This window comes from Streptomyces sp. NBC_01689 (genome assembly GCF_036250675.1).
Classification (GTDB): Bacteria; Actinomycetota; Actinomycetes; order Streptomycetales; family Streptomycetaceae; genus Streptomyces.
In genome coordinates this window covers 4,281,468-4,306,455 of record NZ_CP109592.1, presented here as the reverse complement: position 1 = coordinate 4,306,455, position 24,988 = coordinate 4,281,468, and the positions used below count along the sequence as shown (strand labels likewise).

Here is a 24,988-nt window from a genome sequence, read left to right as displayed (position 1 = left end):
CGGGCGGCGGGTACGGGGTCCGGCCCCGGTCGCGCCCGGCCGGTCCCGGACGAGGACCCGTCCGCGGCGGGAGCGAGTGCCGGGGTCGGTGCCGGTTCGGGTGAGCGGTGGCCGGTCGCGCTGTTCCCCGCGCGCCCGGCGGGATGCCGCGGCCCCGCCGGTGCACGGGGGTGAGGGCGCGGTGTGGAGCGCCGCCCCCGGGGGTCATGGCGTCGTGGATGCCCGCCCGGATTCCGGCGGCGACAGTTCCGCGGTCATGTCCGCGCGCAGCCGCAAGGTGGTGACGAGGCGCTGGAAGGCCTCCGCCCAGTAGCCGCCGGCGCCCGGTGCCGCGTGCTCCGTCTCGTCGGGTATCGCCGTGAGCGCTTCGAGCCGCCCCGCCTCCAGAGGGTCCAGGCACCGTTCGGCCAGCCCCATCACCCCGCTGAAACTCCACGGGTAACTTCCCGCGTTGCGCGCGATGTCGAGCGCGTCGACCACCGCCCGGCCCAGCGGCCCCGCCCACGGCACCGCGCAGACCCCCAGCAGCTGGAACGCCTCGGACAGGCCGTGCGTGGCGATGAACCCCGCCACCCAGTCGGCCCGTTCGGTCGGGGCGAGTGTGGCGAGCAGCTTCGACCGCTCCGCCAGCGACACCGCTCCCGGCCCGCCGGCCTCCGGGGCGGAGGGCGCGCCGAGCAGCGCCCGTGACCATCCGGGGTCCCGCTGCCGCACCGCGGCCCGGCACCACGCGGCGTGCAGCTCGTCCCGCCAGTCGTCCGTCACGGGAAGCGCGACGATCTCCTCCGGTGTACGTCCGCCCAGCCGCCGCGGCCATGTCCCGAGCGGCGCTGCTTCGACCAACTGGCCCAGCCACCACGACCGTTCCCCTCGTCCCGCCGGAGCTTTCGGGACAACACCGTCCCGCTCCATGCTCGCGTCGCACTCGTGCGGCGCCTCGACGACGATCGAGGGCGTCTCCCGGGTGCGGTCGACCGCCACGCACGACCCGGCCCGGGCCGCCATCCGGGCGGCCAGCGCCGAACCGGGCAGCGCGGACAGCAGCTCCGCGGCCGTGGCCCGTACGTTGCGGCTCCGGTCGGTGAGCGCCCGCTCCAGGAACGGCTCGTCGGACGCACCGAGTCCCGAGCGCAGCGAGTCGAGGAACATCAGCCGGTCCTCGGCCCGCTCCGTCCCCCAGGTGGTCGCGAGCAGCTCGCGCGCGGCCGCCGGGCGACGGGCGCGCAGCGCCGTGAGCAGCGCGACCCGCTCGGCGAACAGCCCCTCCTCCCAGACCTGTCGGGTGCGTTCGGGCTCGTCGGGGCCGGGCAGCGCGGCACCGCCGCCCGGCACGGAGCGCAACGCGAACCGCCAGTCCGGGTTCAGACGGGCCAGCCACAGGGCGCGCGGTCCGGCGAAGGCCAGCGCGGCCGGCCGCAGATCCGTGCGGCCGCGGGCCGCGTCGAGGAGCGCGGGGAGTGTCTCGGCGGGGGCGGCGAAACCGCGCGCGCCGGCCAGCGCGAGCCACTGGGGCAGCAGCTCCATCAGGTCGGGGGCGGCGCCCCGGCGGCCGCCTCCGCTGCCCGGCCGGTCGGCCAGCAGCGCGGCGAGCCGGCGGGCCGCGGCGGGCGGCAGCGGGCTTCGGGGGTCCGGCGCCGCGGGCTCGGGCCGGGCGGCCGCCCGGCCCGGCCGCATCCCGGCCCGCCGCCGCAGGGTCGCGACGGCGGCCGCGTCCAGGACTGCCACGGGCACCTCGCGTCCGGCCGCCCAGGCGGGCGGTGTGCGCCGTCCGGTCCCGAGCAGCGCCAGTGTGACGAGCTCTTCCCAGGAGCCCTCGGCGGGCAGGTCCGCCGTGGCGGGGGTCGCGTTCATGAACGTCCTTCCTTTCCGTCTCTCCGTGCGGCGGGGCGGGGGAGCGGGCGGCGTCGGGCGGGAGGGGAAGGGGAGACGGAGGAAATGGAGAGAGGTGAGAGAGGTGAGAGAGGTGAGAGAGGTGAGGCTGCCTGCGGTGTGCGGAGAAGGCAGCCGGCGGAGGGCGCTGTGTCGTCGGTCAGCACAGCGGTACCGCTTCGCCCGCCCCTTCCGGCCAGGCCGTCAGCGGGGTGAAGCCTCGGTGGCCGCACTCGCCGAAGACCGTCACGGGGGCGCCGCCGGAAACGGCGGCCAGCCGCCACAGCCCGGGACCGGCGAGCGCCGCGGCCGTGAGCGGGAGGGCGAAGTCCCCCTCCGCGTCCGCCAGTTGCCACGAATCCCCGTCGGGGGTGGGTATGACGCGGGACAGCGTGACCGGGAAGGAGTCGAGCCAGGGATCGTCGCGCAGCGCCTCGCCGTAGCGCGCCGCCGCGACGGGTGTGCTCACTCCCGGCGGGCGGGTGCGCGTGGGTGCCGGGAGGGTGAACCGCTCGCCGAGGGCCGCCCGGAGCCGGCCCGTGCCCGGATACACCGACATCTCCGCCTCGAAGGCCAGACCCACCGGCAGGGCCAGCTCCGGCGCGCGGCCGGCCGGTCCGTAGGAGAGGAGCCGGACCGTGCGGCCGGATCCCGTGCCGTACAGCCAGATCCTGCGGGTGGTGAGACGGCTGTCCGCCGTGTCGTGCTGGGCGAGGACCAGCCAGCTGTCCCGCAGCGCGGGGCCGCTCGCCGAGCCGGGCAGACCGACCCGGGAGCGGACCGTCGCGGCCAGCCCGTCCGGCAGCGACTCCCGGCGCAGCCAGCCCTGGTCCAGGAGATGGAGCAGCGCGCACTCCTCCAGCAGCCGTACGGGCCAGCCCGCACCGGAGGCCGGAATGGCCCCCAACTCCCGCACCCGCGCGGCCAGTCCGGGCGCCTGGGCGTCGACCATGCGGGCCGCCGTCTCCTCCCACATCCCGTACCCCGCCTGCTCGGCCGCGGCGAGACCGCCCCGCAGCAGATCGGCCAGCCGCCGCTCCAACTCCCCCGCCCCGGCGGTGATCCGCGCGGCCCGGCGCTCCGCCCTGCGCCGGGCCGCCTCGGGATCAGCCGGTGACGCCGTCCCAGATGCCGCGCCCGTCGTCCGACTCGCCGCCGCTCGCTCCCTTCTCCCCTCCCGCCATCGCTCCGCCCAGTCCGGCAGGGGCCCCCGCGGCACCGCGCCGTCCTCGCCCGCCCAGAGCAGCAGCAGTCCCAGCGCGTGCTTGCACGGGAACTTCCGGCTCGGACAACTGCAGGTGCAGGCGGGCCCGGTGGGGTCCGCGATGTCGACGACCGTCTGATAAGGCGTGCTGCCGCTTCCTCTGCACAGTCCCCATAACGTCCCCTCGTCAGAACTGCCTGTGTGCGACCACGAACCGGCGGTGCCGAGCTTGCTGCCCGCTCTGCCTGACGCCGGGTCGGGCGCCAGTGCCAGCACCTGATCCGCCGTCCAGCGCACCCCCTGCTGAGTCATGTCACCGAAGGTAGATCCCCCCACTGACAATCGGCCGTCACACACAAGTCCGCCCAGGTCAGAGCCGATTGTCAGTGGTGTGGTGCACGGTGGGACCAGATCCGAACCGGCCGAGCCGGAGGGGGGACCGAGCCATGACCGTGTCCATCGAGTCCGTGGAACCGACGCCCGCAGTCACACCCGCGGGACAGGCCGGGGCAGCCGCCCCGGCCGACAGCGCCGTCAGCGCCGGTGGTGGCGCCGCGGGCAGCGGGGCGCGCCCCGGCGAGGTGCTGCGGCCGCACGCCGAGCACGCCTTCGCCGCCGAACTCGCCGCACTGGCCGCGCAGGACGACCGGCCCCGCCCCGCCCGCTGGCGGATGTCGCCGTGGGCGGTGGCGACCTATCTGCTGGGCGGCACCCTGCCGGACGGCACGCGGATCACACCGAAGTACGTGGGCCCGCGCCGCGTCGTCGAGGTCGCGGTCACCACCCTCGCCACCGACCGCGCCCTGCTGCTCCTCGGCGTACCCGGCACCGCGAAGACCTGGGTGTCCGAGCATCTGGCCGCGGCGGTCAGCGGCGACTCGACCCTGCTGGTGCAGGGCACCGCCGGCACACCGGAGGAGGCGATCCGGTACGGCTGGAACTACGCCAGGCTGCTCGCGCACGGCCCCAGCCGGGACGCCCTCGTGCCGAGCCCGGTCATGCGTGCCATGGCCGAGGGCATGACGGTCCGCGTCGAGGAGCTGACGCGGGTTCCGGCGGACGTCCAGGACACGCTGATCACGATCCTGTCCGAGAAGACGCTGCCCATACCGGAGTTGGGCGAGGAGACGCAGGCCGTCCGCGGCTTCAACCTGATCGCCACCGCCAACGACCGGGACCGCGGGGTGAACGAGCTGTCCAGCGCCCTGCGCCGCCGCTTCAACACGGTGGTGCTGCCCCTGCCGGAGACCGCCGAGGCCGAGGTGGACATCGTCTCGCGCCGCGTCGACCAGATCGGCCGCTCCCTCGACCTCCCGTCGGTCCCGGACGGCGTCGACGAGATCCGACGCGTCGTCACCGTCTTCCGTGAGCTGCGCGACGGGGTGACCGCCGACGGGCGTACGAAGCTCAAGTCGCCCAGCGGCACGCTGTCCACCGCCGAGGCCATCTCCGTCGTCACCGGCGGCCTCGCGCTGGCCGCCCACTTCGGCGACGGGGTGCTGCGCGCCTCGGACGTGGCAGCGGGCGTGCTCGGCGCGGTCGTCCGCGACCCGGCGGCCGACCGGGTGATCTGGCAGGAGTATCTGGAGGCGGTCGTCCGTGAGCGCGAGGGCTGGAAGGACTTCTACCGGGCCTGCCGGGAGGTGAGCGCGTGACCGGACCGGGGGAGGGCGGACCGCGAGGGGCCGGGCCGCTCCTGCTGGGGGTGCGGCACCACGGGCCCGGCTCGGCGCGTGCCGTGCGCGCCGCACTGGACGCGGCGGCGCCCCGGACCGTCCTGATCGAGGGGCCCCCGGAGGCCGACGCCCTCCTCCCGCTCGCCGCCGACCCGGACATGCGCCCTCCGGTCGCGCTCCTGGCCCATGTGGTGGACGAGCCCGGCCGCTCCGCCTTCTGGCCGCTGGCCGGGTTCTCCCCGGAGTGGGTGGCGATCCGGTGGTCGCTGGACCACGGGGTCCCGGCCCGCTTCATCGACCTGCCCGCGGCGCACACGCTGGCGTGGGAGAAGGAGGAACCGCCGCTCCCGCCCACCGAGCCCGCGGGCGACGCCGTGCGGATCGACCCGCTCGCCGTGCTCGCGCGGACGGCCGGTCACGACGACCCCGAGCGCTGGTGGGAGGACGCGGTCGAGCACCGTGGCGGGACCGGCACCGACCCGTTCGCGCCGTTCACCGTGCTGGAGGAGGCGATGGGAGCACTGCGGGAGACCTACGGGGACGGCGGACACCACCGTGACCCGGAGCGTGAGGCGTACATGCGCCTCCAGGTGCGCGCGGCCCAGCGGGAGTTCGGGGACGACGTCGCCGTGGTGTGCGGGGCCTGGCACGTGCCCGCGCTGCGCCGCAGGACCACGGTCGCCGCCGACCGGGCGCTGCTCAAGGGACTGCCCAGGGCCCGGGCGGACATGACGTGGGTGCCATGGACACACCGCAGACTGTCCCGGGCCGGCGGGTACGGCGCGGGCATCGACTCGCCCGGCTGGTACGGGCACCTCTTCGACGCCCCGGACCGCCCGGTCGAGCGGTGGATGACCAAGGTGGCCCGGCTGCTGCGGGACGAGGACCGGACGGTCTCGCCCGCGCACGTCATCGAGGCGGTGCGGCTGGCGGACACGCTCGCCGCGGTACGAGGCCGCCCGCTGCCCGGACTGACCGAGACCACCGACGCCGTCCGGGCCGTGATGTGCGAGGGCTCCGACGTGCCGCTGCGGCTCGTGCACGACCGGCTGGTGGTCGGCGACGTGCTGGGCGAGGTGCCGCCGTCCGCTCCCGCGGTGCCGCTCCAGCGCGACCTCACCCGGCTCCAGAAGCGGCTGCGGATCAAACCGGAGCCCGCGGAAAGGGAGATGGAGCTCGATCTGCGCGGCGAGACCGACGCGGAGCGCAGCCGGCTCCTGCACCGGCTGCGGCTGCTCGGCGTCGGCTGGGGCGAGCCCGCCGCGTCCCGCGGCAGCACCGGCACCTTCCGGGAGACCTGGCGCCTGCGCTGGGAGCCGGAGCTGTCCGTACGGGTCGCCGAGGCCGGGGTGTGGGGCACGACCGTGCTGTCCGCCGCGACCGCCAGGGCGGAGGCGGACGCCGTCGCCCCGTCCGCGCTGGCCGACGTCACGGCACTGGCCGAACACTGCCTGCTCGCCGGGCTCACCGACGCGCTGCCCGTGGTGATGCGGGCCCTCGCCGACCGGGCGGCACTGGACACGGACGTCGGCCACCTCGCCCAGGCGCTGCCCGCGCTGGTCCGCTCCCTGCGCTACGGCGACGTGCGCGGCACGGACACCCTCGCCCTCACCGGCGTCGCCGCGGGCCTCGCCGAGCGGATCTTCGTCGGTCTCCCGCCGGCCTGCGCGGCACTCGACGCCGAGGCGGCCGAGGAGATGCGCGGCCATGTGGACGCGGTGCACGGCGCGGTGGGCCTGTTGGGAGAGACGGGACCGTCCGGGGGGACGGCCCCGGCCGCCCGGTCCGATGGGCCGCCGCCCGGCCCGGGGATGCGCGGTCGCTGGCACTCCGTGCTGCGGGTACTGACCGGCCGCGACACGGTGCCCGGCCTTCTGCGGGGACGGGCCGTGCGGCTGCTGCTGGACGACGGCGAGCTGGGACAGGAGGAGGCCGCCCGGCTCATGGGCCTCGTGCTGTCACCGGGCACGGAGCCGGGAGACGCGGCCGGGTGGATCGAAGGGTTCGTCGGCGGCGGCGCGGGGGGAGGCATGCTGCTCGTGCACGACGAGCGGCTGCTCGGACTGGTCGACGCGTGGCTGACGGGGGTGCCCGCGGAAGCGTTCACCGACGTGCTCCCGCTGCTGCGGCGCACGTTCTCGGCGTACGAGGCCGGTGTGCGCAGGACGCTGGGGGAGCTGGTCCGGCGCGGCCCGGGGGCGCGGGGGAGCGCCGCGGCCGCCGCCTCCGGCCCACCCGGGTTCGCCCCGGAACCGGACCCCGGACGCGCCGACGCCGTCCTGCCGGTGCTGCGCCTGCTGCTCGGCCCCGGACCGGAGGACCACGACGCGGGCGACCACGACCACGGCACCGGCGACGACCACGGCACCGGCGACGGCACTGGCGACGGGGGTGCGCCCGCCGACACCGCTGCCGACCGGACCGGTCATGTCGGCCGGAGTGCCGGCGTCGGCCGGAGTACCGGCGTCGATCGGGACACCGGCGTCGATCGGCCTGCCGGCGTCGATCGGGGCGCCGACGTCGATCGACGTACCGACGCGGGCGAGACCACCGGCGGGGACGGCACCGCCGACGCCGGCGGGAGCACCGGCACCGACGACCTCGTGGGGGCGGACCGATGACCGCAGGACCGTGGGACCAGGCCGCCGCACCGGGACACGGCGCCGCACCTGGACAGGGCGCCGCGGCGGGGCCGGTCGCCGCGCGCCGTGCGGGAGCCCCGGCCGACGAGCGGCTGCGGCGCTGGCGGCTGGTGCTCGGCGGCGACGACGCGGACGGCACGGGCTATGCGCTCGCCGGGCACGACGCGGCGATGGACGGCGCGCTCACCTCGTTGTACGGGAAGGGGAGCGGGACACGTCCCGGGCGGGACCGCGCGGCGGGGCTCGGGGCGTCCGCGCCGTCGGTCGCGCGCTGGCTCGGGGACATCCGCACGTACTTCCCCTCGTCCGTCGTGCAGATCATGCAGCGGGACGCGATCGAGCGGCTCGGGCTGGCCGCCCTGCTGCTGGAGCCCGAGATGCTGGCGGCGGTGGAGCCCGACGTGCACCTGGTCGGCACCCTCCTCTCCCTCGGCAAGGCCATGCCGGAGACGACGAAGGAGACCGCGCGGGCCGTCGTCCGCACGGTCGTCGAGGATCTGGAGAGGCGGCTCTCCACCCGCACCCGGGCCGCGCTCTCCGGCGCCCTGGACCGCAGCGCCCGCGTCACCCGCCCCCGTCACCACGACATCGACTGGAACCGCACGATCGCGGCCAACCTGAAGCACTACCTCCCCGAACACCGCACGGTCGTTCCCGAACGGCTGATCGGTCACGGGCGCGCCTCGCGGTCCCTGCGGAAGGAGGTCGTCCTCTGCGTCGACCAGTCGGGTTCGATGGCGGCGTCCGTCGTCCACGCGTCCGTCTTCGGAGCCGTCCTCGCGTCCATGCGTTCCATCGCCACCCGGCTCGTCGTCTTCGACACGGCCGTCGTGGACCTCACCGACCAGCTCGACGACCCGGTGGACGTCCTCTTCGGCACCCAGCTCGGCGGCGGTACGGACATCAACCGGGCGCTCGCGTACTGCCAGTCCCGGATCACCCGGCCCGCCGACACGGTGGTCGTCCTCATCAGCGACCTCTACGAAGGGGGCATACGCGACGAGATGCTCAGGCGGGTGGCCGCGATGAAGGCGTCGGGGGTGCAGTTCGTGGCGCTGCTCGCGCTGTCCGACGAGGGGACACCGGCCTACGACCGTGAGCACGCCGCGGCCCTCGCGGCGCTGGGCGCCCCGGCGTTCGCCTGCACACCCGACCTGTTTCCGGACGTGATGGCGGCGGCGATCGAGAAACGTCCGCTTCCCGTGCCCGACACCATGTGAGGGGACACGAAAAAGCGGACATGAGTACCCATCGGTAACAGGGGGCTTGCGCAACCTCGGGAGGTCCGTGCGAGGATCAGCGCCTCCTCGAATCGAACGGTGTGCCGGGTTGTGTCCCGTACCGTCCGGTCCCGTCGCACGGAAGCTCTCCCCGTCTTGATCCCGACCGCCGCACCGCCTCTCGCCGGTGCCGCCCTGCGCCTGCTGCGCACGGCGGCGGGGCGGCGTGCGCTGCAGGCGTCGTTGCTGGTGGGCGGATTGCTCGCGCTCGGCTTCCTCTGCGGGGAGCGGGCGTACGCGTCGGACGGCCGGACCGCCACGGTGACATCGGCACCGGTCGCCTCGACGCCGGCGCGGGCGGCGCGACCGGTGCTCGCCGGTGCCACCAGGGCCTCGGCGGGGCGGTTCACGGGCAACCCGGCCGGGCCCCAGGAGAGTTCGCCGGGGGACCGGAAGCCGCAGCGGCCGCCGGAGCCGGCGCGGAAGCCGGAGCCGCAGCAGTCGTCGGAGCAGCAGCAGCCGCCGGAGCAGCGGCGGCAGCCGAGGCCTCAGCCGTTCCGGGAACCGCGGGAGCCCGGGACAGCGGCCGAGCCGGGGAAGCCGTCGCGGGCGCACCCCACGGCGCCGGCGGGGACGTCCCGGGTGCGGGCGTCGGCCGACCGAACCGTCTCCCTCGTCACCGGGACCGTCGGGGACGTCGTACGACCGGTCGTCGACACCGTCGTACGGCCGGCCACCGGTCTCGTCGAGACGCTCACCGGCGGACTGACCGCGGCCCTCCCGGAGGCACTCCCCTCTCTTCCGGCGATCCCGGCGATCCCGGCGATCCCGGTGGTGCCGGTGGTGCCGGACGGAGCGCCGACCGCCGCCGCACCGTCGCTCCCGGGCCCGCTCACGCCTCCGGGCACACCTCCGGCCACGGGGGACGGCCGCCGGGTGCCGTCAGTGCCGTCCGCGCGGCCGGTTCACCCGCACCGTACGGACCCGGTGGGCGCAGCCGCCCCGGACCCGGTGACGTCCCCCACCGCCGGCCGTGAGCGGGGCACCGCGACCGCGCTCACGTACGGTCCGGCGGGCTCCTCGGCGCTCCGGCCGGCTGTCACCCACCGGGGCCACGACCGCCGGGACCTCCGCGGTCCGGTGGCGGGACCGGCTCCCGCGCGTCAGGGGCCGGCCGGGGACGCGTCGGGCGCGCTGGGCGACCGCTCGGCCGTGGACGGCGCCGGGGCACGGCACGGCGACACGTACGCCGTCGCCCCGGAGCACCGCGTGCCGCCACGGCTCGTGCCCGTGACGTCCGAGGCCGCGACGGCGGGCAGGACCAGGGACCGATACCGGGACGTGCCGCTCTTCCCCGCCTAGGAAGGTCCCTCCGCACCCGTGCAGGCGACCTGCCCGTGCGAGGACGGCGCGCGCGCCCACCGCGGTCCCGGCGAGCGGTGCCCCCGGGACCTGAACGAACCGGTGTGCCCGTCCACCGCGGTCCGCCTCACCCGTACGCGTGCGACTCGTCCGCACCCACCCGAGACTCCGCGGGGCCCAGCCCCGGACGGCCGAAACCCGTCGGATCCGTCCGGCTGTGCCCCGCGGGCGGGACAGGTGGTCCCCATTGGGGTGGGGAACACCGGTCCCCGGGCCCTTCGAGGGCCTGTGCAAGGGGCCTCACCGGGCCAACCCCAGCCCGGTGAGGCCCTGCCCCGCCAAGGCGCCGGCCGGATCTGTGACAGGTATCACCGCTGAGGTGTGATCTGCGATTTAGGGACCCGTGCCCCACGGCGATAACCTGCGAGACGGACATGCCGCGCGCTCGGACATCGTGTGCGCCACCCTTGTGACAAGCGGACGTCACGTTGCCCTTCGCGGCACGCCCACGCATCCAACGAACCGCGAGATCACTGATAGGGACGGACGCGCGTGGACCTGTTCGAGTACCAGGCGAGGGACCTCTTCGCCAAGCACGGTGTACCGGTGCTGGCCGGTGAAGTCATCGACACGCCTGAGGCAGCCCGCGAGGCGACCGAGCGTCTTGGCGGCAAGTCCGTCGTCAAGGCCCAGGTGAAGGTCGGTGGCCGCGGCAAGGCCGGCGGCGTCAAGCTCGCCGCCACCCCGGACGAGGCCGTCGCCCGCGCGACGGACATCCTCGGCATGGATATCAAGGGCCACACGGTCCACAAGGTGATGATCGCCGAGACCGCGCCCGAGATCGTCGAGGAGTACTACGTCTCCTACCTCCTCGACCGCACCAACCGCACCTTCCTCGCCATGGCGTCCGTCCAGGGCGGCGTGGAGATCGAGGTCGTCGCGGAGGAGAACCCCGAGGCCCTCGCGAAGGTCCCGGTCGACGCCAACGAGGGCGTCTCGATCGAGAAGGCCCGCGAGATCGTCGCCCAGGCGAAATTCCCGGCCGAGGTCGCGGAGCAGGTCGCCGAGATCCTGGTGACGCTGTGGGACACCTTCATCAAGGAGGACGCTCTCCTCGTCGAGGTGAACCCGCTCGCCAAGGTCGCCTCCGGCAAGGTCATCGCGCTCGACGGCAAGGTGTCGCTGGACGAGAACGCCGAGTTCCGCCAGCCCGACCACGAGGCGCTCGTCGACCACGCCGCGGCCAACCCGCTCGAGGCCGCCGCGAAGGCGAAGAACCTCAACTACGTCAAGCTCGACGGCGAGGTCGGCATCATCGGCAACGGCGCGGGTCTCGTCATGAGCACCCTGGACGTCGTCGCGTACGCCGGTGAGAACCACGGTGGCGTGAAGCCCGCCAACTTCCTCGACATCGGCGGCGGCGCCTCCGCCGCGGTCATGGCGAACGGCCTGGAGATCATCCTCGGCGACCCGGACGTCAAGTCCGTCTTCGTCAACGTCTTCGGTGGCATCACCGCCTGTGACGAGGTCGCCAACGGCATCGTCCAGGCGCTGCAGCTGCTCGCCGACAAGGGCGAGGAAGTCACCAAGCCGCTGGTCGTGCGTCTCGACGGCAACAACGCCGAACTGGGCCGCAAGATCCTGTCGGACGCCAACCACCCGCTGGTCCAGCGCGTGGACACCATGGACGGCGCGGCCGACAAGGCCGCCGAGCTCGCGGCTGCGAAGTAAGGGACGAGGGACTAAACAGCCATGGCTATCTTCCTCAACAAGGACAGCAAGGTCATCGTCCAGGGCATGACCGGTGCCACGGGCATGAAGCACACCAAGCTCATGCTCGCGGACGGGACGAACATCGTCGGCGGCGTGAACCCGCGCAAGGCGGGCACCTCCGTCGACATCGACGGCACCGAGATCCCCGTATTCGGCACGGTCGCCGAGGCCATGGAGAAGACCGGCGCCAACGTGTCCGTCCTCTTCGTGCCGCCGGCCTTCGCCAAGGCCGCCGTCGTCGAGGCGATCGACGCGGAGATCCCCCTCGCGGTCGTCATCACCGAGGGCATCGCGGTCCACGACTCCGCCGCCTTCTGGGCGTACGCGAAGGCCAAGGGCAACAAGACCCGCATCATCGGCCCGAACTGCCCCGGTCTCATCACCCCGGGCCAGTCCAACGCCGGCATCATCCCGGGCGACATCACGAAGCCGGGCCGTATCGGCCTGGTCTCGAAGTCCGGCACGCTGACGTACCAGATGATGTACGAGCTCCGTGACATCGGCTTCTCGTCCGCCGTCGGCATCGGTGGCGACCCGGTCATCGGCACGACGCACATCGACGCGCTCGCCGCGTTCGAGGCCGACCCCGACACCGACCTGATCGTCATGATCGGCGAGATCGGCGGCGACGCCGAGGAGCGGGCCGCGGACTTCATCGCGAAGAACGTGACCAAGCCGGTCGTCGGTTACGTCGCGGGCTTCACCGCGCCCGAGGGCAAGACCATGGGCCACGCCGGCGCCATCGTCTCCGGCTCCTCCGGCACGGCCGCCGCGAAGAAGGAGGCCCTTGAGGCCGCCGGCGTCAAGGTCGGCAAGACGCCGACCGAGACGGCGAAGCTGGCGCGCGAGCTGCTCGCGGGCTGACGCGGAACAGCGAGACGGGCCCGCACCCTCCGGGGGTGCGGGCCCGTCCGCGTGCTCAGCGCGGGTCCGGGACCAGCCGCTCCGGACCGCTCGCCGTCGCCGCTCTCAGCCGGGCGCGCAGGGCCAGTTCCTCGTGGGACAGCGGCCCGGGAGCGACCTTCGGCGGCAGACCGCTCACCGTCGCTCCCGGGGCGAGCGGTGGTTCGTAGTGGTCGGGCGCGGCCTTGAGCGTCAGTGAGGTGATGCCGATGAAGACGGCGGTGAACGCCATCGCCGCACGGGTCCAGTGCAGGGCGCGGCGCTCGCTGGCCCAGCGGATCAGGAAGGGCTTTCCGGCCCGCAACCGCTCCGTCCCGGCGATCTCGGCGAGCCGCCGGTGCAGCTCCTCGGGCGCCGCGAGCTCCGGAAGCCGCGTGGCCACGGTCTCGCGCGCGTGCAGCAGCCGGTTGGCCGCCGCGGGCGTGCTCGCCTCCGTCTCGGCGGCGGTCTCCGGCAGGTCGAGTCCGACGCCGTCGTAGAGCAGCAGGGTCCGCCGGTGCATCGGCGGCAGGTCCAGCAGTACGGAGAGCAGCGCCCGGTCGGCGGCGTCCGCGGGCGGTGGCTCCGCGTGCCGGTACCGCGGGCGGACGCGGTGCCAGGGCGAGAGCGCGTACTCGTACGCCACCGCCCGCACCCACCCCGCCGGGTCACGGTCCACGGCCACCTCGGGCCACCGCTGCCAGGCCGTCTGGAAGGCCCGCTCCACCGACTCGCGCGCCAGTTCACGGCGCCCGGTCAGCAGATAGGTCTGCCGCAGGAGGGCGGGGGCGCAGAACCCGTAGAGCTCGTCGAAGGCCTCCGCGGGCGTCAGACCGACGGTGGCCGGCTCGTACCCGGGGCCCCACCCGGGGCCGGCCGCCGGCCTCGCCCCGGAACCGGTGGATGTCGCCGGCGGACGCGCCGGCCTGGGCGGCGGCTGTACGGGACCGGTGGCGACGCCGGCCAGGACGGGGGCGGCCTCGTCCCGCGGTCCGCGCGAGCGGGTGTCCCGTCCGGGGGTGCCACGACGTCCGGGGCCCCAGCCTTTCGCGCGCCCGCTCCGGCGGTCGCGGCCCTCCCGGAGGCCAGGGCGGCCCTCATGGTTCTCCCGGTCGGCGGAGGCGCCGGTGGCGCGCTGATCGCCGGGACCGTCAGGACCGGCCGTGCGGTCCGTGCGGTCCGTGGGGTCCGTGCGGTCCGTGGGGTCCGTGCGGCCGGAGTCGGCCAGGTCGGCGGTGCGGCCGGCGCGGCCGGTGCCGGCCGCGGCCGCGGGGGTGTCCTCCCGCTGATCGCCGGGCGACCCTGCGGGGGCCAGCAGCGCCGCGTACGCCTCCCGTTCGCGGCCGTGCGGTGCCGTACGGCCGGACTCCCACGCGCGCACGGTCGCGGCGGTGACGCCCACCCGGGCCGCGATGTCCGCGTGACTCAGCGACTTGGCCTCACGCAGCCGGCGGCGCTCCTCGCGGCCGGGCAGGGGAAGGACGGGGTCCCAGGAGTCCCGTGTCATCGCGAACCCCACAGAACGCCCCTCCGTACGAAAAAGTGCATAGCTGCATATTGGGCGACACATCCGAGCTTTGCCCGTTACGACGAGAAAGCGCGTGTCGTTGGGAGCATGGCGGGGTGACACAAATGACCGACCACAGGCTTTCGTTGTCGCTGCTGATCACCCGGATGCGTCGCCGATCACCCGGACTGGCCGCCGGATTCCTGGGTGGTGCGCTCGCGGCCGGGCTGGGGCTCGGCTCGCTCGCCGTCCTCGTGATGATGCTGTGGATCAGCTCGCCGTACCCGGACAGCGGGCCCGGTGGCGCGCTGCACGTCGCCGCCGCGCTGTGGCTGCTCGCCCACGGGGTCGAACTGGCCCGCACCGACACCCTGTCGGGACTGCCCATGCCGGTGGGGCTCACCCCGCTGCTCCTGTCGGTCTTCCCGGCGTGGCTGCTGCACCGCGCGGCACGTGACGCCGCGGACGCGGACGCGGGGGCCTCGGGGCACGCCGTGTGGGGCGGGACCGTCGCCGGCTATCTGACCCTGAGCGCGGCGGCCGTGCTGTACACCGCGGGTGGCGAGCTGCGGCCGTCCTGGTCGTGGCCGGTGCTGTGCCTTCCCCTGCTGACCGCGAGCGCGGCGGCCGCCGGGGTGTGGACGGCGTACGGACATCCGCGGGGGCCGCTGCCGTTCCGGGTGGGCCGGGCTCTCGCCCGCCGGCCGCTGCCCGCCGGGGTGCGCCGCTGGGCCCTCACCGGTGAGCCGCCGGCGCCGTGGGCCGGCCGGTGGCTCGGTGCCTCGGTGCGGGCGGCGCTCGCCGGGACGGCGGTGCTCGTCGGGGGCGGCGCGCTGCTGGTGGGGGCGTCGCTGGTGTGGCACGGGGATCTGGCGCGGGAGTCCTTCCAGCAGCTCACGGCGGTGTGGTCGGGACGGTTCGCCGTGCTCCTGCTCTGTCTGGCGCTGGTGCCGAACGCGGCGGTGTGGGGGGCCGCGTACGGACTCGGGCCCGGCGTCGTCCTGGGGGCCGGGCAGGTCGCGGGACCGCTCTCCGCGGCGGGGCAGGCACCCGTGCTGCCGCCGTTCCCGCTGCTGGCCGCGGTGCCGGAGGGCGGGGGGCCGTGGAGCTGGGCGGGCGCGGCGGTGCCGGTGGCGGCCGGGGTGACGGTGGTGTGGTTCCTGCGGAAGGCGGCGGGGGCCGCGGAAGGGGGCGAGGACTGGTCGCGGGGGCGGGTCGTCGCCGGGGTGGGGGTCGCCGGTGTGGTGTGCGGGCTGCTGATGGCGCTGCTCGCCGGGCTGGCGGGCGGACCGCTGGGGGTGGGCGCGCTGGCCCACTTCGGGCCGGTGTGGTGGCAGGTGGGGGGCGCGGTGACGGTGTGGACGGTGGGCGTCGGCGTTCCGGTGGGAGCGGCCGTGCCGGGCGTCGGGGGAAGGGGACGGCGCCGGATGTCCTGGGCGTCGGTGGTGTCGGTCCTGTCAGGGCTGCCGGTGTCGGCGGCGTCGGCGGTGTCGGCGGTGTCCGGGTCGAGGTGGTGGTCGTGGTCCTGGTGGCGGGAGCGGAAGGGTGCGGGCGGGTTCGGGAGCGGGGGACGGGTGTCGGCGTCGGTGGCGTCGCCGGGGGTGCTCGTGTCCCAGGGGGGCGGGGAGCCGGACCTCGCGGGGGCGCCGGGGCTCGGGCCGGTGGGGATGGGCGAGGAGGAGTGGGACGACGACCTGGTGCCGTACGACCTGCTGCCGTCCGACGACCTGGGGGTGGCGTGGGACGAGGACGTGGTGCGGGAGGCCCGGTGGGCGGCGTTGCGGGAGGCGGCGGCGTCGGGGGATGCGGGGGAGGTGGATCCGGAGTGAGGTGACGCGCGGGTGTTCTCGCCCCCGCCGCCCCTACCCGACCCATCCCGTACCTGGGGGCTCCGCCACCAGACCCCCACTCAGGGGCGCTGCGCCCCCTGGACCCCCGCCGTCGCCCGAAGGGCTCGTCCTCAAACGCCGGACGGGCTGGAGATGTGCGCCTGCGCCAGCATGGTTCCGGTCGGGGCGCCGCCCCTGGACCCCCGCCGTCGCCCGAAGCTCGTCCTCAAGCGCCGGACGGGCTGATCATGCGCGCCCCCGCTCACAGGTCGCGGACGGGCTGGTGGTGCGGGCCCGCGTCAGGACGGTTCCCCTCAGTTCTGCGTCCCCAGCAGCCCCCGCAGATCCTTCGGCAGAAGCTCGTTGCAGGACTGCTTCGCCGCGTTGGTGAGCGCGTCGTGCGTGCAGGAGTAGTAGTCGCTGTAGACGAGCTGCGCGGAGAACGTCGCGGCGACCATGAGGATGGCGAGGGACGCGGTGACGAGACCGCTGACGGCCGCCGTCGTCTGCGGGCGGCCGCTCGGCTCGGGCGCCGCGGGTGCGTCCGGGGCGGGCTTGCGCGGCTTCGCGCGCAGGGCGCTGACACCCCAGTACAGCGCGAGCGCGCCGAGCAGCAGGGCCACGTACGGCCAGCTGAACAGGGCGAAGAAGAAGGCCCACATGCCGGAGAGCAGCGCGTAGCGCGCCCGGCGCTGGGCGGGGTCCGTCGGGTCCCAGCGCATTCCCGAGCCGGGACCGCCGCCGGGTCCCTCCGGGCCGCCCTGGCCCTGTGGGGCGCCGGGCCGCTCGCCGAAGCCGCCGCCCGACGAACGGCCTGGCTGCCGGTCGCTCCACTGACTGCCCCACGGGGAGTGCTGCCCCGAGCCGCCGTTCTCGTCCGGGCCCTGTCCGCCGGCGGGCCGTCTGGGCTGCCACGGCCGGTCGGGTGTGCCCTCCGGCGGGGGCGCGAACGGGTTGTGGTCGTCGGAGTCGGGGCCGGACCCCGGGCCGCTCCCGTCCGACGAGCCGCCGGAGCCCGAGGAGCCGCGCCCGCCCGAGGAGCCGCCCCTGCCCGAGGGCGCGTCCCCGTTCTCCTGCGGCGGGGTGGGCGAAGGGCGCCGCTCGCGCAGCAGGAGCGGAGGGAGTCGGAGACTGCGGTCCGGCATCAGGTGTGCGTCTTCCCCTTGGTGGTTCTGGCGGGCGGCGTGTCCGCACGGCATCGTGCTCGCTACGCGCACCCCGGGTTTCCTGTCCATGACTCGTACCCGGGGGCTCACGCCCGGGGCCGTGCCCCGGACGTCGGTCCCCGGGGCGTGCCCCGGATGTTCCTGTCCGTCCCTGGTCAACGTCCCGCGGACACGGGGCGTTCCCCGTGCCGAACGGTGTTCCCGGGAGGTTCCTCCCCAGACGCTACCTTCCGGCCACGCCCCCGTCCCGTGGGGGCTGCCCGGTGTGCCGGTATCGTTGCTGACGGTCGGCCGGTTCGTAGACTTCCCCGTATCCCGGGGCGCGAAGCATTCGTACGACCGTACAAACGCTCCCCCGAGAAAGGGCCCCGTCGTGGCCAAGGCCAAGCGCCTCGTCGTGCTGGTCTCCGGATCAGGCACGAATCTGCAGGCACTGCTGGACGCCGTGGCGGAGGCCGGCCCCGAGGGCTACGGGGCCCGGGTCGTGGCGGTCGGCGCCGACCGTGACGGCATCGAGGGGCTCGCGCGCGGCGAGCGGGCGGAGCTGCCCACCTTCGTCCGGCGGGTGAAGGACTACGGCACCCGGGACGAGTGGGACGCGGCGCTCACCGAGGCGGTCGCCGCCCATGAGCCCGACCTCGTGGTCTCCGCCGGGTTCATGAAGATCGTGGGGAAGCGGTTCCTGGCCAGGTTCGGCGGGCGGATCGTCAACACGCACCCCGCCCTGCTGCCGAGTTTCCCGGGGGCCCACGGCGTGCGCGACGCGCTCGCGTACGGCGCGAAGGTCACCGGGTGCACCGTCCACTTCGTCGACGACGGCGTCGACACCGGGCCGATCATCGCCCAGGGCGTGGTCGAGGTCCGGGACGAGGACGACGAGAGCGCTCTGCACGAGCGCATCAAGGAAGTCGAGCGAGAACTGCTCGTCGATGTCGTGGGGCGGCTCGCCCGCAACGGCTATCGCATTGAGGGACGAAAGGTAGTTATCCAGTGACCGCCGACAGCACAGTCACGGCCGAGGGCACCGCGGGCACCAGGCGGGCCGTCCGGCGCGCGCTCGTCAGTGTCTACGACAAGACCGGGCTCGAAGAGCTCGCGCGCGGGCTGCACGCGGCCGGTGTCGAGCTGGTGTCCACCGGCTCCACCGCCGCCCGCATCGCCGCGTCGGGTGTCCCCGTCACCAAGGTCGAGGAACTCACCGGCTTCCCGGAGTGCCTCGACGGCCGCGTCAAGACGCTGCACCCCAGGGTCCACGCGGGCATCCTCGCCGACCTGCGGCTCGAGAGCCACCGCGAGCAGCTCGCCGAGCTCGGCGTCGAGCCGTTCGACCTCGTCGTGGTGAACCTGTACCCGTTCCGTGAGACGGTCGCCTCGGGCGCGACGCCCGACGAGTGCGTCGAGCAGATCGACATCGGCGGCCCCTCGATGGTGCGGGCGGCCGCCAAGAACCACCCGTCCGTCGCCGTCGTCACCAGCCCGGACCGGTACGCCGCCGTCCTGGCCGCCGTCGAGGAGGGCGGCTTCGACCTCACCGCCCGCAAGCGGCTGGCGGCAGAGGCCTTCCAGCACACCGCCTCGTACGACGTCGCCGTCGCCTCCTGGTTCGCCGACGAGTACGCCGCCGCCGACACCAGCGGCTTCCCCGATTTCCTCGGGCACACCTACGAGCGGAAGAACACCCTGCGCTACGGGGAGAACCCGCACCAGGGGGCCGCGCTGTACGTCGACGGCACCGGTGGTCTCGCCGAGGCCGAGCAGCTGCACGGCAAGGAGATGTCGTACAACAACTACACGGACACGGACGCCGCGCGCCGTGCCGCGTACGACCACGAGGACCCCTGCGTCGCGATCATCAAGCACGCCAACCCGTGCGGTATCGCGGTCGCCGCGAACGTCGCCGAGGCGCACCGCAAGGCGCACGCCTGCGACCCGCTGTCCGCGTTCGGCGGCGTGATCGCGGTCAACCGGCCGGTGACGAAGGAGATGGCTGAGCAGGTCGCGGACATCTTCACCGAGGTCATCGTGGCGCCGGAGTACGAGGACGGCGCGCTCGAAGCCCTCACCAAGAAGAAGAACATCCGGGTCCTGCGCGCGCACCGGGCGCCCGCGAACCCGGTCGAGGTCAAGCAGATCGACGGTGGCGCGCTGCTCCAGGTCACCGACCGGCTCCAGGCCGACGGCGACAACCCGGCGAGCTGGACCCTGGCCACCGGCGACGCGCTCGGCCAGGGCGAGCTGGACGAACTGGCCTTCGCCTGGCGGGCCTGCCGCGCGGTGAAGTCCAACGCGATCCTGCTCGCCAAGGACGGCGCCTCGGTCGGCGTCGGCATGGGTCAGGTCAACCGCGTCGACTCCGCGAAGCTCGCGGTCGAGCGGGCGGGCGCCGAGCGGGCCCGTGGTGCGTACGCCGCCTCGGACGCGTTCTTCCCGTTCCCCGACGGCCTGGAGATCCTCGCCGAGGCGGGTGTCAGGGCCGTGGTCCAGCCGGGTGGTTCGGTCCGTGACGAGCTGGTGGTCGAGGCCGCGAAGAAGGCCGGCATCACGATGTACTTCACGGGGACGCGTCACTTCTTCCACTGAGGAGTTCCCCTGGGGACCGGGCCGGACGCCGGTCCCCGGCCGCGGGTCCCGACGGCGGTTTCCGTCCCCCTCCCGGAGGGGGACCGGAAGCCGCCGTCATGTCGTCGGAGCGGCGCAACCGGCCGGACCCGCGGCCGCCACGCGTCGCGCGGGGCTCAGTACTTGGGCCGGCCGAACCAGGCCTCGCCGTCGGACTTGCCGACGAACACCGCGATGAGGATGGCGAGCACGGTGTGCGCCAGGCCGATGACGACGAACGGGTAGATGCCGAGGATCGCCGTCAGGATGCCGAACACCATCGCCGTGATGCGTACGCCGTTGCCGCCGTTCGCGCACTTCACGCCGAGCCAGATCGCGAGGACACCCCAGGCCAGCACGGCGACGGTCACGGCCCACAGGGCGCCCGCCGAGTAGTCGGCGAGCTGCTGGAACCGGACGTCGTCCTTGAGCTCCGCGTTGTTCTTCGCGGCAGCGACGGCCACCGCGGAGAGTCCGATCAGGATGGCGCCCAAGACCTGGAGACCGCCGATGACGAACAGCATCACCCGCGCGGACTTCACCCCGCTGGGCATCACCATCGGGCCGCCGGGATATCCGCCGTACGGCGACTGCTGGACGGGCGGGGCCTGCGGGTAGCCGTAGCCGGGCTGTTGAGGGGCGCCCTGGGGGTAGCCGTAACCGGGCTGGCCCTGGGGCGGATGACCGGACGGCTGACCCTGCGGGGGACCGTACGGGTTGTTCGGGTCGCCGAAACTCATGGCGGGTGTTCCTCCGTTGCCTGGTGCGGGGACGAGGCGCGGCACGGTGCGGAGGAGAGTTCTGCAGAGCGGTCGGTTCCCCCCGGTACTGCCCGCGGCACTGTGTCGTTCATGGTTCTCAATGCCCGGTCAATTTGTCCAGAGCGCTTCCGGTTGCGTTGTGCATGTGTTGCGCAAGTGCAACATCGCTGATCACGGCGTGATCGAGGGAGACGGGAGCGGGCGGGAGGCGCCCGGATTGGTACCGGGAGCGGGTCATCCGCGAGGATGGGTCCATGACCGCCCAGATTCTCGATGGCAAGGCCACCGCAGCCGCGATCAAGTCCGATCTGACCGTCCGCGTGGCGGCCCTGAAGGAGAAGGGCGTCACGCCCGGCCTGGGGACCGTCCTGGTGGGCGACGACCCCGGAAGCCAGAAGTACGTCGCGGGCAAGCACCGCGACTGCGCGCAGGTGGGCATCGCCTCCATCCAGCGTGAACTGCCCGCGACCGCCACGCAGGAGGAGATCGAGGCGGTGGTGCGGGAACTCAACGAGGACCCCTCCTGCACCGGCTACATCGTTCAGCTCCCGCTTCCCAAGGGCATCGACGAGAACCGCATCCTGGAACTGATGGACCCGGACAAGGACGCGGACGGACTGCACCCGATGAACCTCGGCCGCCTGGTGCTGAACGAGCCGGCCCCGCTGCCCTGCACCCCGAACGGTGTCCTCACCCTCCTGCGCCGGTACGGCGTGGAGATCAAGGGCGCGGAGGTCGTGGTCGTCGGCCGCGGGGTGACCATCGGCCGGCCGATGCCGCTGCTGCTGACGCGGCGCAGCGAGAACGCGACGGTGACCCAGTGCCACACCGGTACCCGGGACCTGTCCGCGCACCTGAAGCGCGCCGACATCATCATCGCCGCGGCCGGCTCCGCGCACCTCGTCCGCGCCGAGGACGTGAAGCCGGGCGCCGCCGTCCTCGACGTCGGCGTCTCGCGCAGCGCCGAGGGCAAGATCGTCGGCGATGTCCACCCGGATGTCGCCGAGGTCGCGGCGTGGATCTCCCCGAACCCGGGCGGCGTCGGCCCGATGACCCGTGCCCAGCTGCTCGTCAACGTGGTGGAAGCGGCGGAGCGCAGTGTCGGCTGAGCGCGGCTCGGACACCTCGGACACGGCGGGCAAGGCCGACCCCGCGGTGAACGGGCGGGAACCGGCCTCCGCCGTAGGGGAATCCGCGACGGACGGACGGGAGTCGGTGACGGGCGGAGGCGCATCGGCCTCCGCCGTGGCGAAGTCCGCCGCGGGCGGACGTGAGCCGGCCCTCCGGGTGCGGACGTCCGGCGCGGCCGTGCGGGAGGCCGGGGCGGAGACCGAGGAGGCCGTACGGTCCGGGGGCGAGGTCCCGGAGGGCGCCGGACCCGCGGACGACACCGACGCGGCCGGCGCGGAGGCCGGTGCCGTCTCCGGTGGCGGGGAGGCCGGTGCCGGGGACGGGATCGACGACCCCGTCACGGTCGACGCGGTGAGCGCCCCGGACGCCGAGGGGCGGCCACGGCGTACCACCCGCCGCTTCCCGCTGTTCACCAGGGACACCGCACGGCCCGAGGGGGGCGGCCGGGCCGCCTCGGGCGACGCCCCGGCCCCGGCCCGCCAATGGCCCATCCTGGCCGTGCTGGCGGCCGTCGGACTGGGCCTGCTGCTGGTCGCGCTGGACGCGTTCCGGTTCGGCACGATCCTGATCGGCGCCGCGCTGCTGGCCGGTGCCGTGATGCGCTGGATGCTGCCCGACGTGGGCATGCTCGCGGTCCGTTCCCGCTTCACCGACATGGTCACGTACGGCGTGCTGGGCCTCGCCATCGTGCTGCTCGCGCTGATGGCACAGCCCAGTCCGTGGCTGGTGATCCCGTTCCTGGACGACACGCTGCACTTCACGGTCCGCTGAGGATCCCGCGCCGTCCGCGTACGGCGCCGCGACCCGTCCTCTCCCCCGAGCAAGGACGGGCCGCGGCCCGGGGACAACCCTTCTGCACGGGAGCGGCCCGGACAACAGCGGGCGGTGGGCTGTGGCACGGAAGTGACCGTTCCGCCACCGTGTCCGCGCCGTGTGACGGGAACCGTCCCCCCGCCCGCCGCCGTCCCTCGCTCACAGGGACCGGAGGAGGCGGGTGAACGCCTCCCGGACGCCGCGGGAGGTGGGTGAGCGATGGGTGCCTGGCAGCCACTGCCGGACGAACTTCCCGCGGAGGTACGGCACTTCGTCGAACAGTTGCGCCTCCTCAAGGACGGCACCGGACTGAGCCTGGCCGCGCTGGGCGCGCGCACCGCGTACAGCAAGTCGTCCTGGCAGCGCTATCTCAACGCGACCCAGCCGCCGCCCCGGCAGGCGGTCGCGGCCCTGTGCCGGGTCGCGGGGCTCACCGGCGTCGACGCCGAACGCTTCGGGGTGCGCTGGGAGTTGGCGGTCCGGGTCTGGCCCCGCGAGCCCGCGCCCCCACGTCTTCCGGTGGGCGGCCCCGCCGCTGACGGAGCCGCCGACGCGCACGGCGCGCGCGCCGGACACGGGGCGGCGCCGCGCGGCGCGGGCGGGTACGAGGAGGCGCCCACGCTTCCCTGGTGGGACCTGCTCGACGAGGAACCCCCGTCCGGTCCGCGCTCGGGACGTCTCCTCCTCTGCGCGGCCCTGCTCGTCCTCGCGCTCCTCCTCGCCGCTGTCGCGGGGGCCGTCGCCCTGGGATGACCCGGGGGCTCCACCGGCCGGTGACGGGGTGGGGACATACGTTCCCGCCCGGGCGACGGCCCAGCGGGGCCCCGGGGAGGCGGCCGGGGGCGGGAGGCCGGGGCCTGTCGCGTCCGGCCAGGTCGTCCTGCCGGCGCGCGCGTCCGGGGCCGCCCCGCGGGGCCGGTGCGGCGGCCGTAAGCACATCCGTGCGGAGGTCGCCAGTCCGTTTGTCCGGCGCGGGGGAAATGGGACACTGGGACCCCGGCTCGAAGGGCGCGCGAGCAGTGCGTGCCCCGGCCCGGACGCCTCCGTGCGCCCCCGTCCCGGGAAACCGGGGTCCCGGCCGGACGCATCCCTGTGGGTGACCCGAACGACGATCCGGCGGGCGGCGGTTCGCTCCCTCGCCCGCACCCGACGCGCGTTCGGGGAAGCCCGGGGCCGGGGGCCGCGTGGCGGAGAGCCGGACACGCACCGGGGGAAGGAAGCAGGGGGGAAGAGCAATGCCTCGTTGGAAGGCCTTGCCGGATGAACTCGATCCGCAGGTCAAGGAGTTCGCGGTTCAACTGCGCCGGCTGGTCGACCGGAGCGGGCTCGGCGTCGCCGCCGTGGCCGACCGCACGGGCTACAGCAGGACGTCCTGGGAGCGGTATCTCAACGGACGGCTGCTGGCGCCCAAGGGCGCGGTCGTCGCACTGGCCGAGGTGACCGGGACCAGTCCCGTCCATCTGGCCACCATGTGGGAGCTCGCCGAACGTGCCTGGAGCCGTTCGGAGATGCGCCACGACATGACCATGGAGGCGATCCGGATCTCCCAGGCGCGGGCCGCGCTCGGGGAGTTCGGGCCGCCGCCGGTGAACGGGAGCGACCGCGGACGGGGCCGCGGGGGCCGCGGCGCGACCGCGACGCCAGGGGCGGCCGGGACCGCGGGAGGGGTGCCGTCGGTTCCGCGGCAGCCGACCGCGGCGGACGTCGAGGACTCGGGGTCCGGGGCGTCCGTGGCGTCGTCGCCGGGCTCTCCCTCCGGAGGGGCTTCGCGGCGCGGTGGCGGCCGGGGGACCGCCGCCACGCCGTCGTCCGGTGGCGCGGGACGGTTCGGGGCGGTGACGGCCGGGCCCGCGGCGACCGGGCCCGCGGCGACCGGGCCGGCGCGGCCGGCCCCGGCCGAGGGGAGCGGGGCGGGCGGTTCGGCGGGGAGCCCGGCGGGGGATGCCCGGCCGGCCGCCGGGGTGCCCGATGCGGGCGTGCGGCGCCGGCGGCGGCTGACGACGTTGCTCGCGGGTGTCGGGGGTGTGCTCGTCGTCGCGGCCGCGGCCGTTCTCCTGCTGGGCGGCGGCGGTGACCAGAGGAAACGGGCCACGCCCGAGGCGGCGAAGGGGTCCGCCTCCGTCCGTCCCGACCTGCCGGCCGGGGTGAAGTGCGGCGGCGAGGACTGCACGGGCAAGGACCCGGAGAAGACGGGCTGCGGGGGGCGGTCGGCGACCACTCCCACCAGCATCACGGTCGGTACGACGCTGGTCGAGGTCCGCTACAGCGGGACCTGCGGGGCCGCGTGGGCCCGCATCACGCGGGCCGTGGCCGGGGACTCGGTCGTGGTGTCGGCGGGGGCCGCGGATCAGCGGGCGGGAGTGAAGGGGGACGACACCGACGCGTACACGCCGATGGTCGCCGTCGGGGACGGTGCGGGGGCGAAGGCGTGTGTGACGTTGGGGTCGGGGCAGCGGGGGTGCACACGGTGAGGTGACGCGCGGGTGTGCTCGCCCCCGCCGCCCTTACCCGTCCCGTCCCCGGGGGCTCTGTCCCCGGACCCCCCGCCAGGGGCG

18 protein-coding genes are annotated in these 24,988 nt (G+C 74.8%); 13 read left to right on the top strand and 5 right to left on the bottom strand.

Translation table 11 applies throughout. The annotated features are described in order from the left end of the window. Positions 1 to 204: 204 nt before the first annotated feature. Positions 205 to 1,851, bottom strand: coding sequence for a DUF5691 domain-containing protein (locus OG776_RS18180; RefSeq protein ID WP_329321670.1), 1,647 nt, complete (start codon positions 1,849 to 1,851; stop codon positions 205 to 207). A 178-nt stretch (positions 1,852 to 2,029) separates the two neighbouring features. Further along, on the bottom strand, positions 2,030 to 3,385 hold the full coding sequence (locus OG776_RS18175; protein ID WP_148010095.1) for an SWIM zinc finger family protein: 1,356 nt from the start codon (positions 3,383 to 3,385) through the stop codon (positions 2,030 to 2,032). 134 nt (positions 3,386 to 3,519) lie between these two features. Here OG776_RS18175 and OG776_RS18170 point away from each other — a divergent pair, with 134 nt between their 5' ends. From OG776_RS18170 to sucD, 6 genes are all read left to right on the top strand, one after another. After that, a complete protein-coding gene (locus OG776_RS18170) occupies positions 3,520 to 4,728 on the top strand; it encodes an ATP-binding protein (protein WP_329321666.1) in 1,209 nt (402 codons plus the stop codon). After that, the gene (locus OG776_RS18165; protein WP_329321664.1) at positions 4,725 to 7,370 is read left to right on the top strand and encodes a DUF5682 family protein; all 2,646 of its coding nucleotides are present in this window, start codon (positions 4,725 to 4,727) and stop codon (positions 7,368 to 7,370) included. The genes OG776_RS18170 and OG776_RS18165 overlap by 4 nt, the downstream gene beginning before the upstream one ends. Next, a complete protein-coding gene (locus OG776_RS18160; protein ID WP_329321662.1) occupies positions 7,367 to 8,611 on the top strand; it encodes a VWA domain-containing protein in 1,245 nt (414 codons plus the stop codon). The genes OG776_RS18165 and OG776_RS18160 overlap by 4 nt, the downstream gene beginning before the upstream one ends. A 156-nt stretch (positions 8,612 to 8,767) precedes the next feature. Then, positions 8,768 to 9,973 carry a hypothetical protein gene (locus tag OG776_RS18155; protein ID WP_329321660.1) on the top strand — a complete coding sequence of 402 codons (1,206 nt, stop codon included), beginning with the start codon at positions 8,768 to 8,770 and terminating at the stop codon, positions 9,971 to 9,973. A gap of 552 nt (positions 9,974 to 10,525) precedes the next feature. Beyond that, positions 10,526 to 11,704: an ADP-forming succinate--CoA ligase subunit beta gene (gene sucC, locus OG776_RS18150; protein ID WP_148010098.1), complete on the top strand. Its 1,179-nt coding sequence runs from the start codon at positions 10,526 to 10,528 to the stop codon at positions 11,702 to 11,704. 21 nt (positions 11,705 to 11,725) lie between these two features. After that, positions 11,726 to 12,610 (top strand): succinate--CoA ligase subunit alpha, encoded by an 885-nt coding sequence (gene sucD / locus OG776_RS18145; protein ID WP_148010099.1) that lies wholly within the window; start codon positions 11,726 to 11,728, stop codon positions 12,608 to 12,610. Positions 12,611 to 12,665: 55 nt separating this feature from the next. Here the strand turns inward: sucD and OG776_RS18140 are convergent, their stop codons facing one another. Further along, positions 12,666 to 14,135, bottom strand: a complete 1,470-nt coding sequence (locus tag OG776_RS18140) for a helix-turn-helix domain-containing protein (RefSeq protein WP_329321657.1) — start codon at positions 14,133 to 14,135, stop codon at positions 12,666 to 12,668. Between the two features lie 125 nt (positions 14,136 to 14,260). Between OG776_RS18140 and OG776_RS18135 the strand changes: the two genes are divergently transcribed. Continuing rightward, positions 14,261 to 15,964 (top strand): cell division protein PerM, encoded by a 1,704-nt coding sequence (locus tag OG776_RS18135; protein WP_329321655.1) that lies wholly within the window; start codon positions 14,261 to 14,263, stop codon positions 15,962 to 15,964. A gap of 314 nt (positions 15,965 to 16,278) precedes the next feature. Here the strand turns inward: OG776_RS18135 and OG776_RS18130 are convergent, their stop codons facing one another. Beyond that, positions 16,279 to 17,109 carry a hypothetical protein gene (locus tag OG776_RS18130; RefSeq protein WP_148010102.1) on the bottom strand — a complete coding sequence of 277 codons (831 nt, stop codon included), beginning with the start codon at positions 17,107 to 17,109 and terminating at the stop codon, positions 16,279 to 16,281. Between the two features lie 394 nt (positions 17,110 to 17,503). On the opposite strand from OG776_RS18130, the gene purN reads away from it, so the two are divergent. Together purN and purH are read left to right on the top strand one after the other, a co-directional pair. Continuing rightward, positions 17,504 to 18,124 (top strand): phosphoribosylglycinamide formyltransferase, encoded by a 621-nt coding sequence (gene purN, locus OG776_RS18125; protein ID WP_148010103.1) that lies wholly within the window; start codon positions 17,504 to 17,506, stop codon positions 18,122 to 18,124. Next, complete coding sequence (gene purH, locus OG776_RS18120; protein ID WP_148010104.1) at positions 18,121 to 19,710, top strand: bifunctional phosphoribosylaminoimidazolecarboxamide formyltransferase/IMP cyclohydrolase; 1,590 nt, start codon at positions 18,121 to 18,123, stop codon at positions 19,708 to 19,710. Before purN ends, purH begins: the two co-directional genes overlap by 4 nt. 155 nt (positions 19,711 to 19,865) lie before the next feature. On the opposite strand, the gene OG776_RS18115 is transcribed toward purH, so the two are convergent. Then, positions 19,866 to 20,468, bottom strand: a complete 603-nt coding sequence (locus OG776_RS18115) for a proline-rich domain-containing protein (protein ID WP_148010105.1) — start codon at positions 20,466 to 20,468, stop codon at positions 19,866 to 19,868. A gap of 275 nt (positions 20,469 to 20,743) precedes the next feature. On the opposite strand from OG776_RS18115, the gene OG776_RS18110 reads away from it, so the two are divergent. The 4 genes from OG776_RS18110 (at position 20,744) to OG776_RS18095 (ending at position 24,904) form a co-directional block, all read left to right on the top strand. Next, positions 20,744 to 21,598 carry a bifunctional methylenetetrahydrofolate dehydrogenase/methenyltetrahydrofolate cyclohydrolase gene (locus tag OG776_RS18110; RefSeq protein ID WP_148010106.1) on the top strand — a complete coding sequence of 285 codons (855 nt, stop codon included), beginning with the start codon at positions 20,744 to 20,746 and terminating at the stop codon, positions 21,596 to 21,598. Between the two features lie 178 nt (positions 21,599 to 21,776). Then, positions 21,777 to 22,391: a DUF3017 domain-containing protein gene (locus OG776_RS18105; RefSeq protein WP_410093229.1), complete on the top strand. Its 615-nt coding sequence runs from the start codon at positions 21,777 to 21,779 to the stop codon at positions 22,389 to 22,391. A gap of 261 nt (positions 22,392 to 22,652) precedes the next feature. After that, complete coding sequence (locus OG776_RS18100) at positions 22,653 to 23,186, top strand: helix-turn-helix domain-containing protein (protein ID WP_148010107.1); 534 nt, start codon at positions 22,653 to 22,655, stop codon at positions 23,184 to 23,186. Positions 23,187 to 23,668: 482 nt separating this feature from the next. Continuing rightward, positions 23,669 to 24,904 carry a helix-turn-helix domain-containing protein gene (locus tag OG776_RS18095; RefSeq protein ID WP_329321650.1) on the top strand — a complete coding sequence of 412 codons (1,236 nt, stop codon included), beginning with the start codon at positions 23,669 to 23,671 and terminating at the stop codon, positions 24,902 to 24,904. Positions 24,905 to 24,988 lie beyond the last annotated feature (84 nt).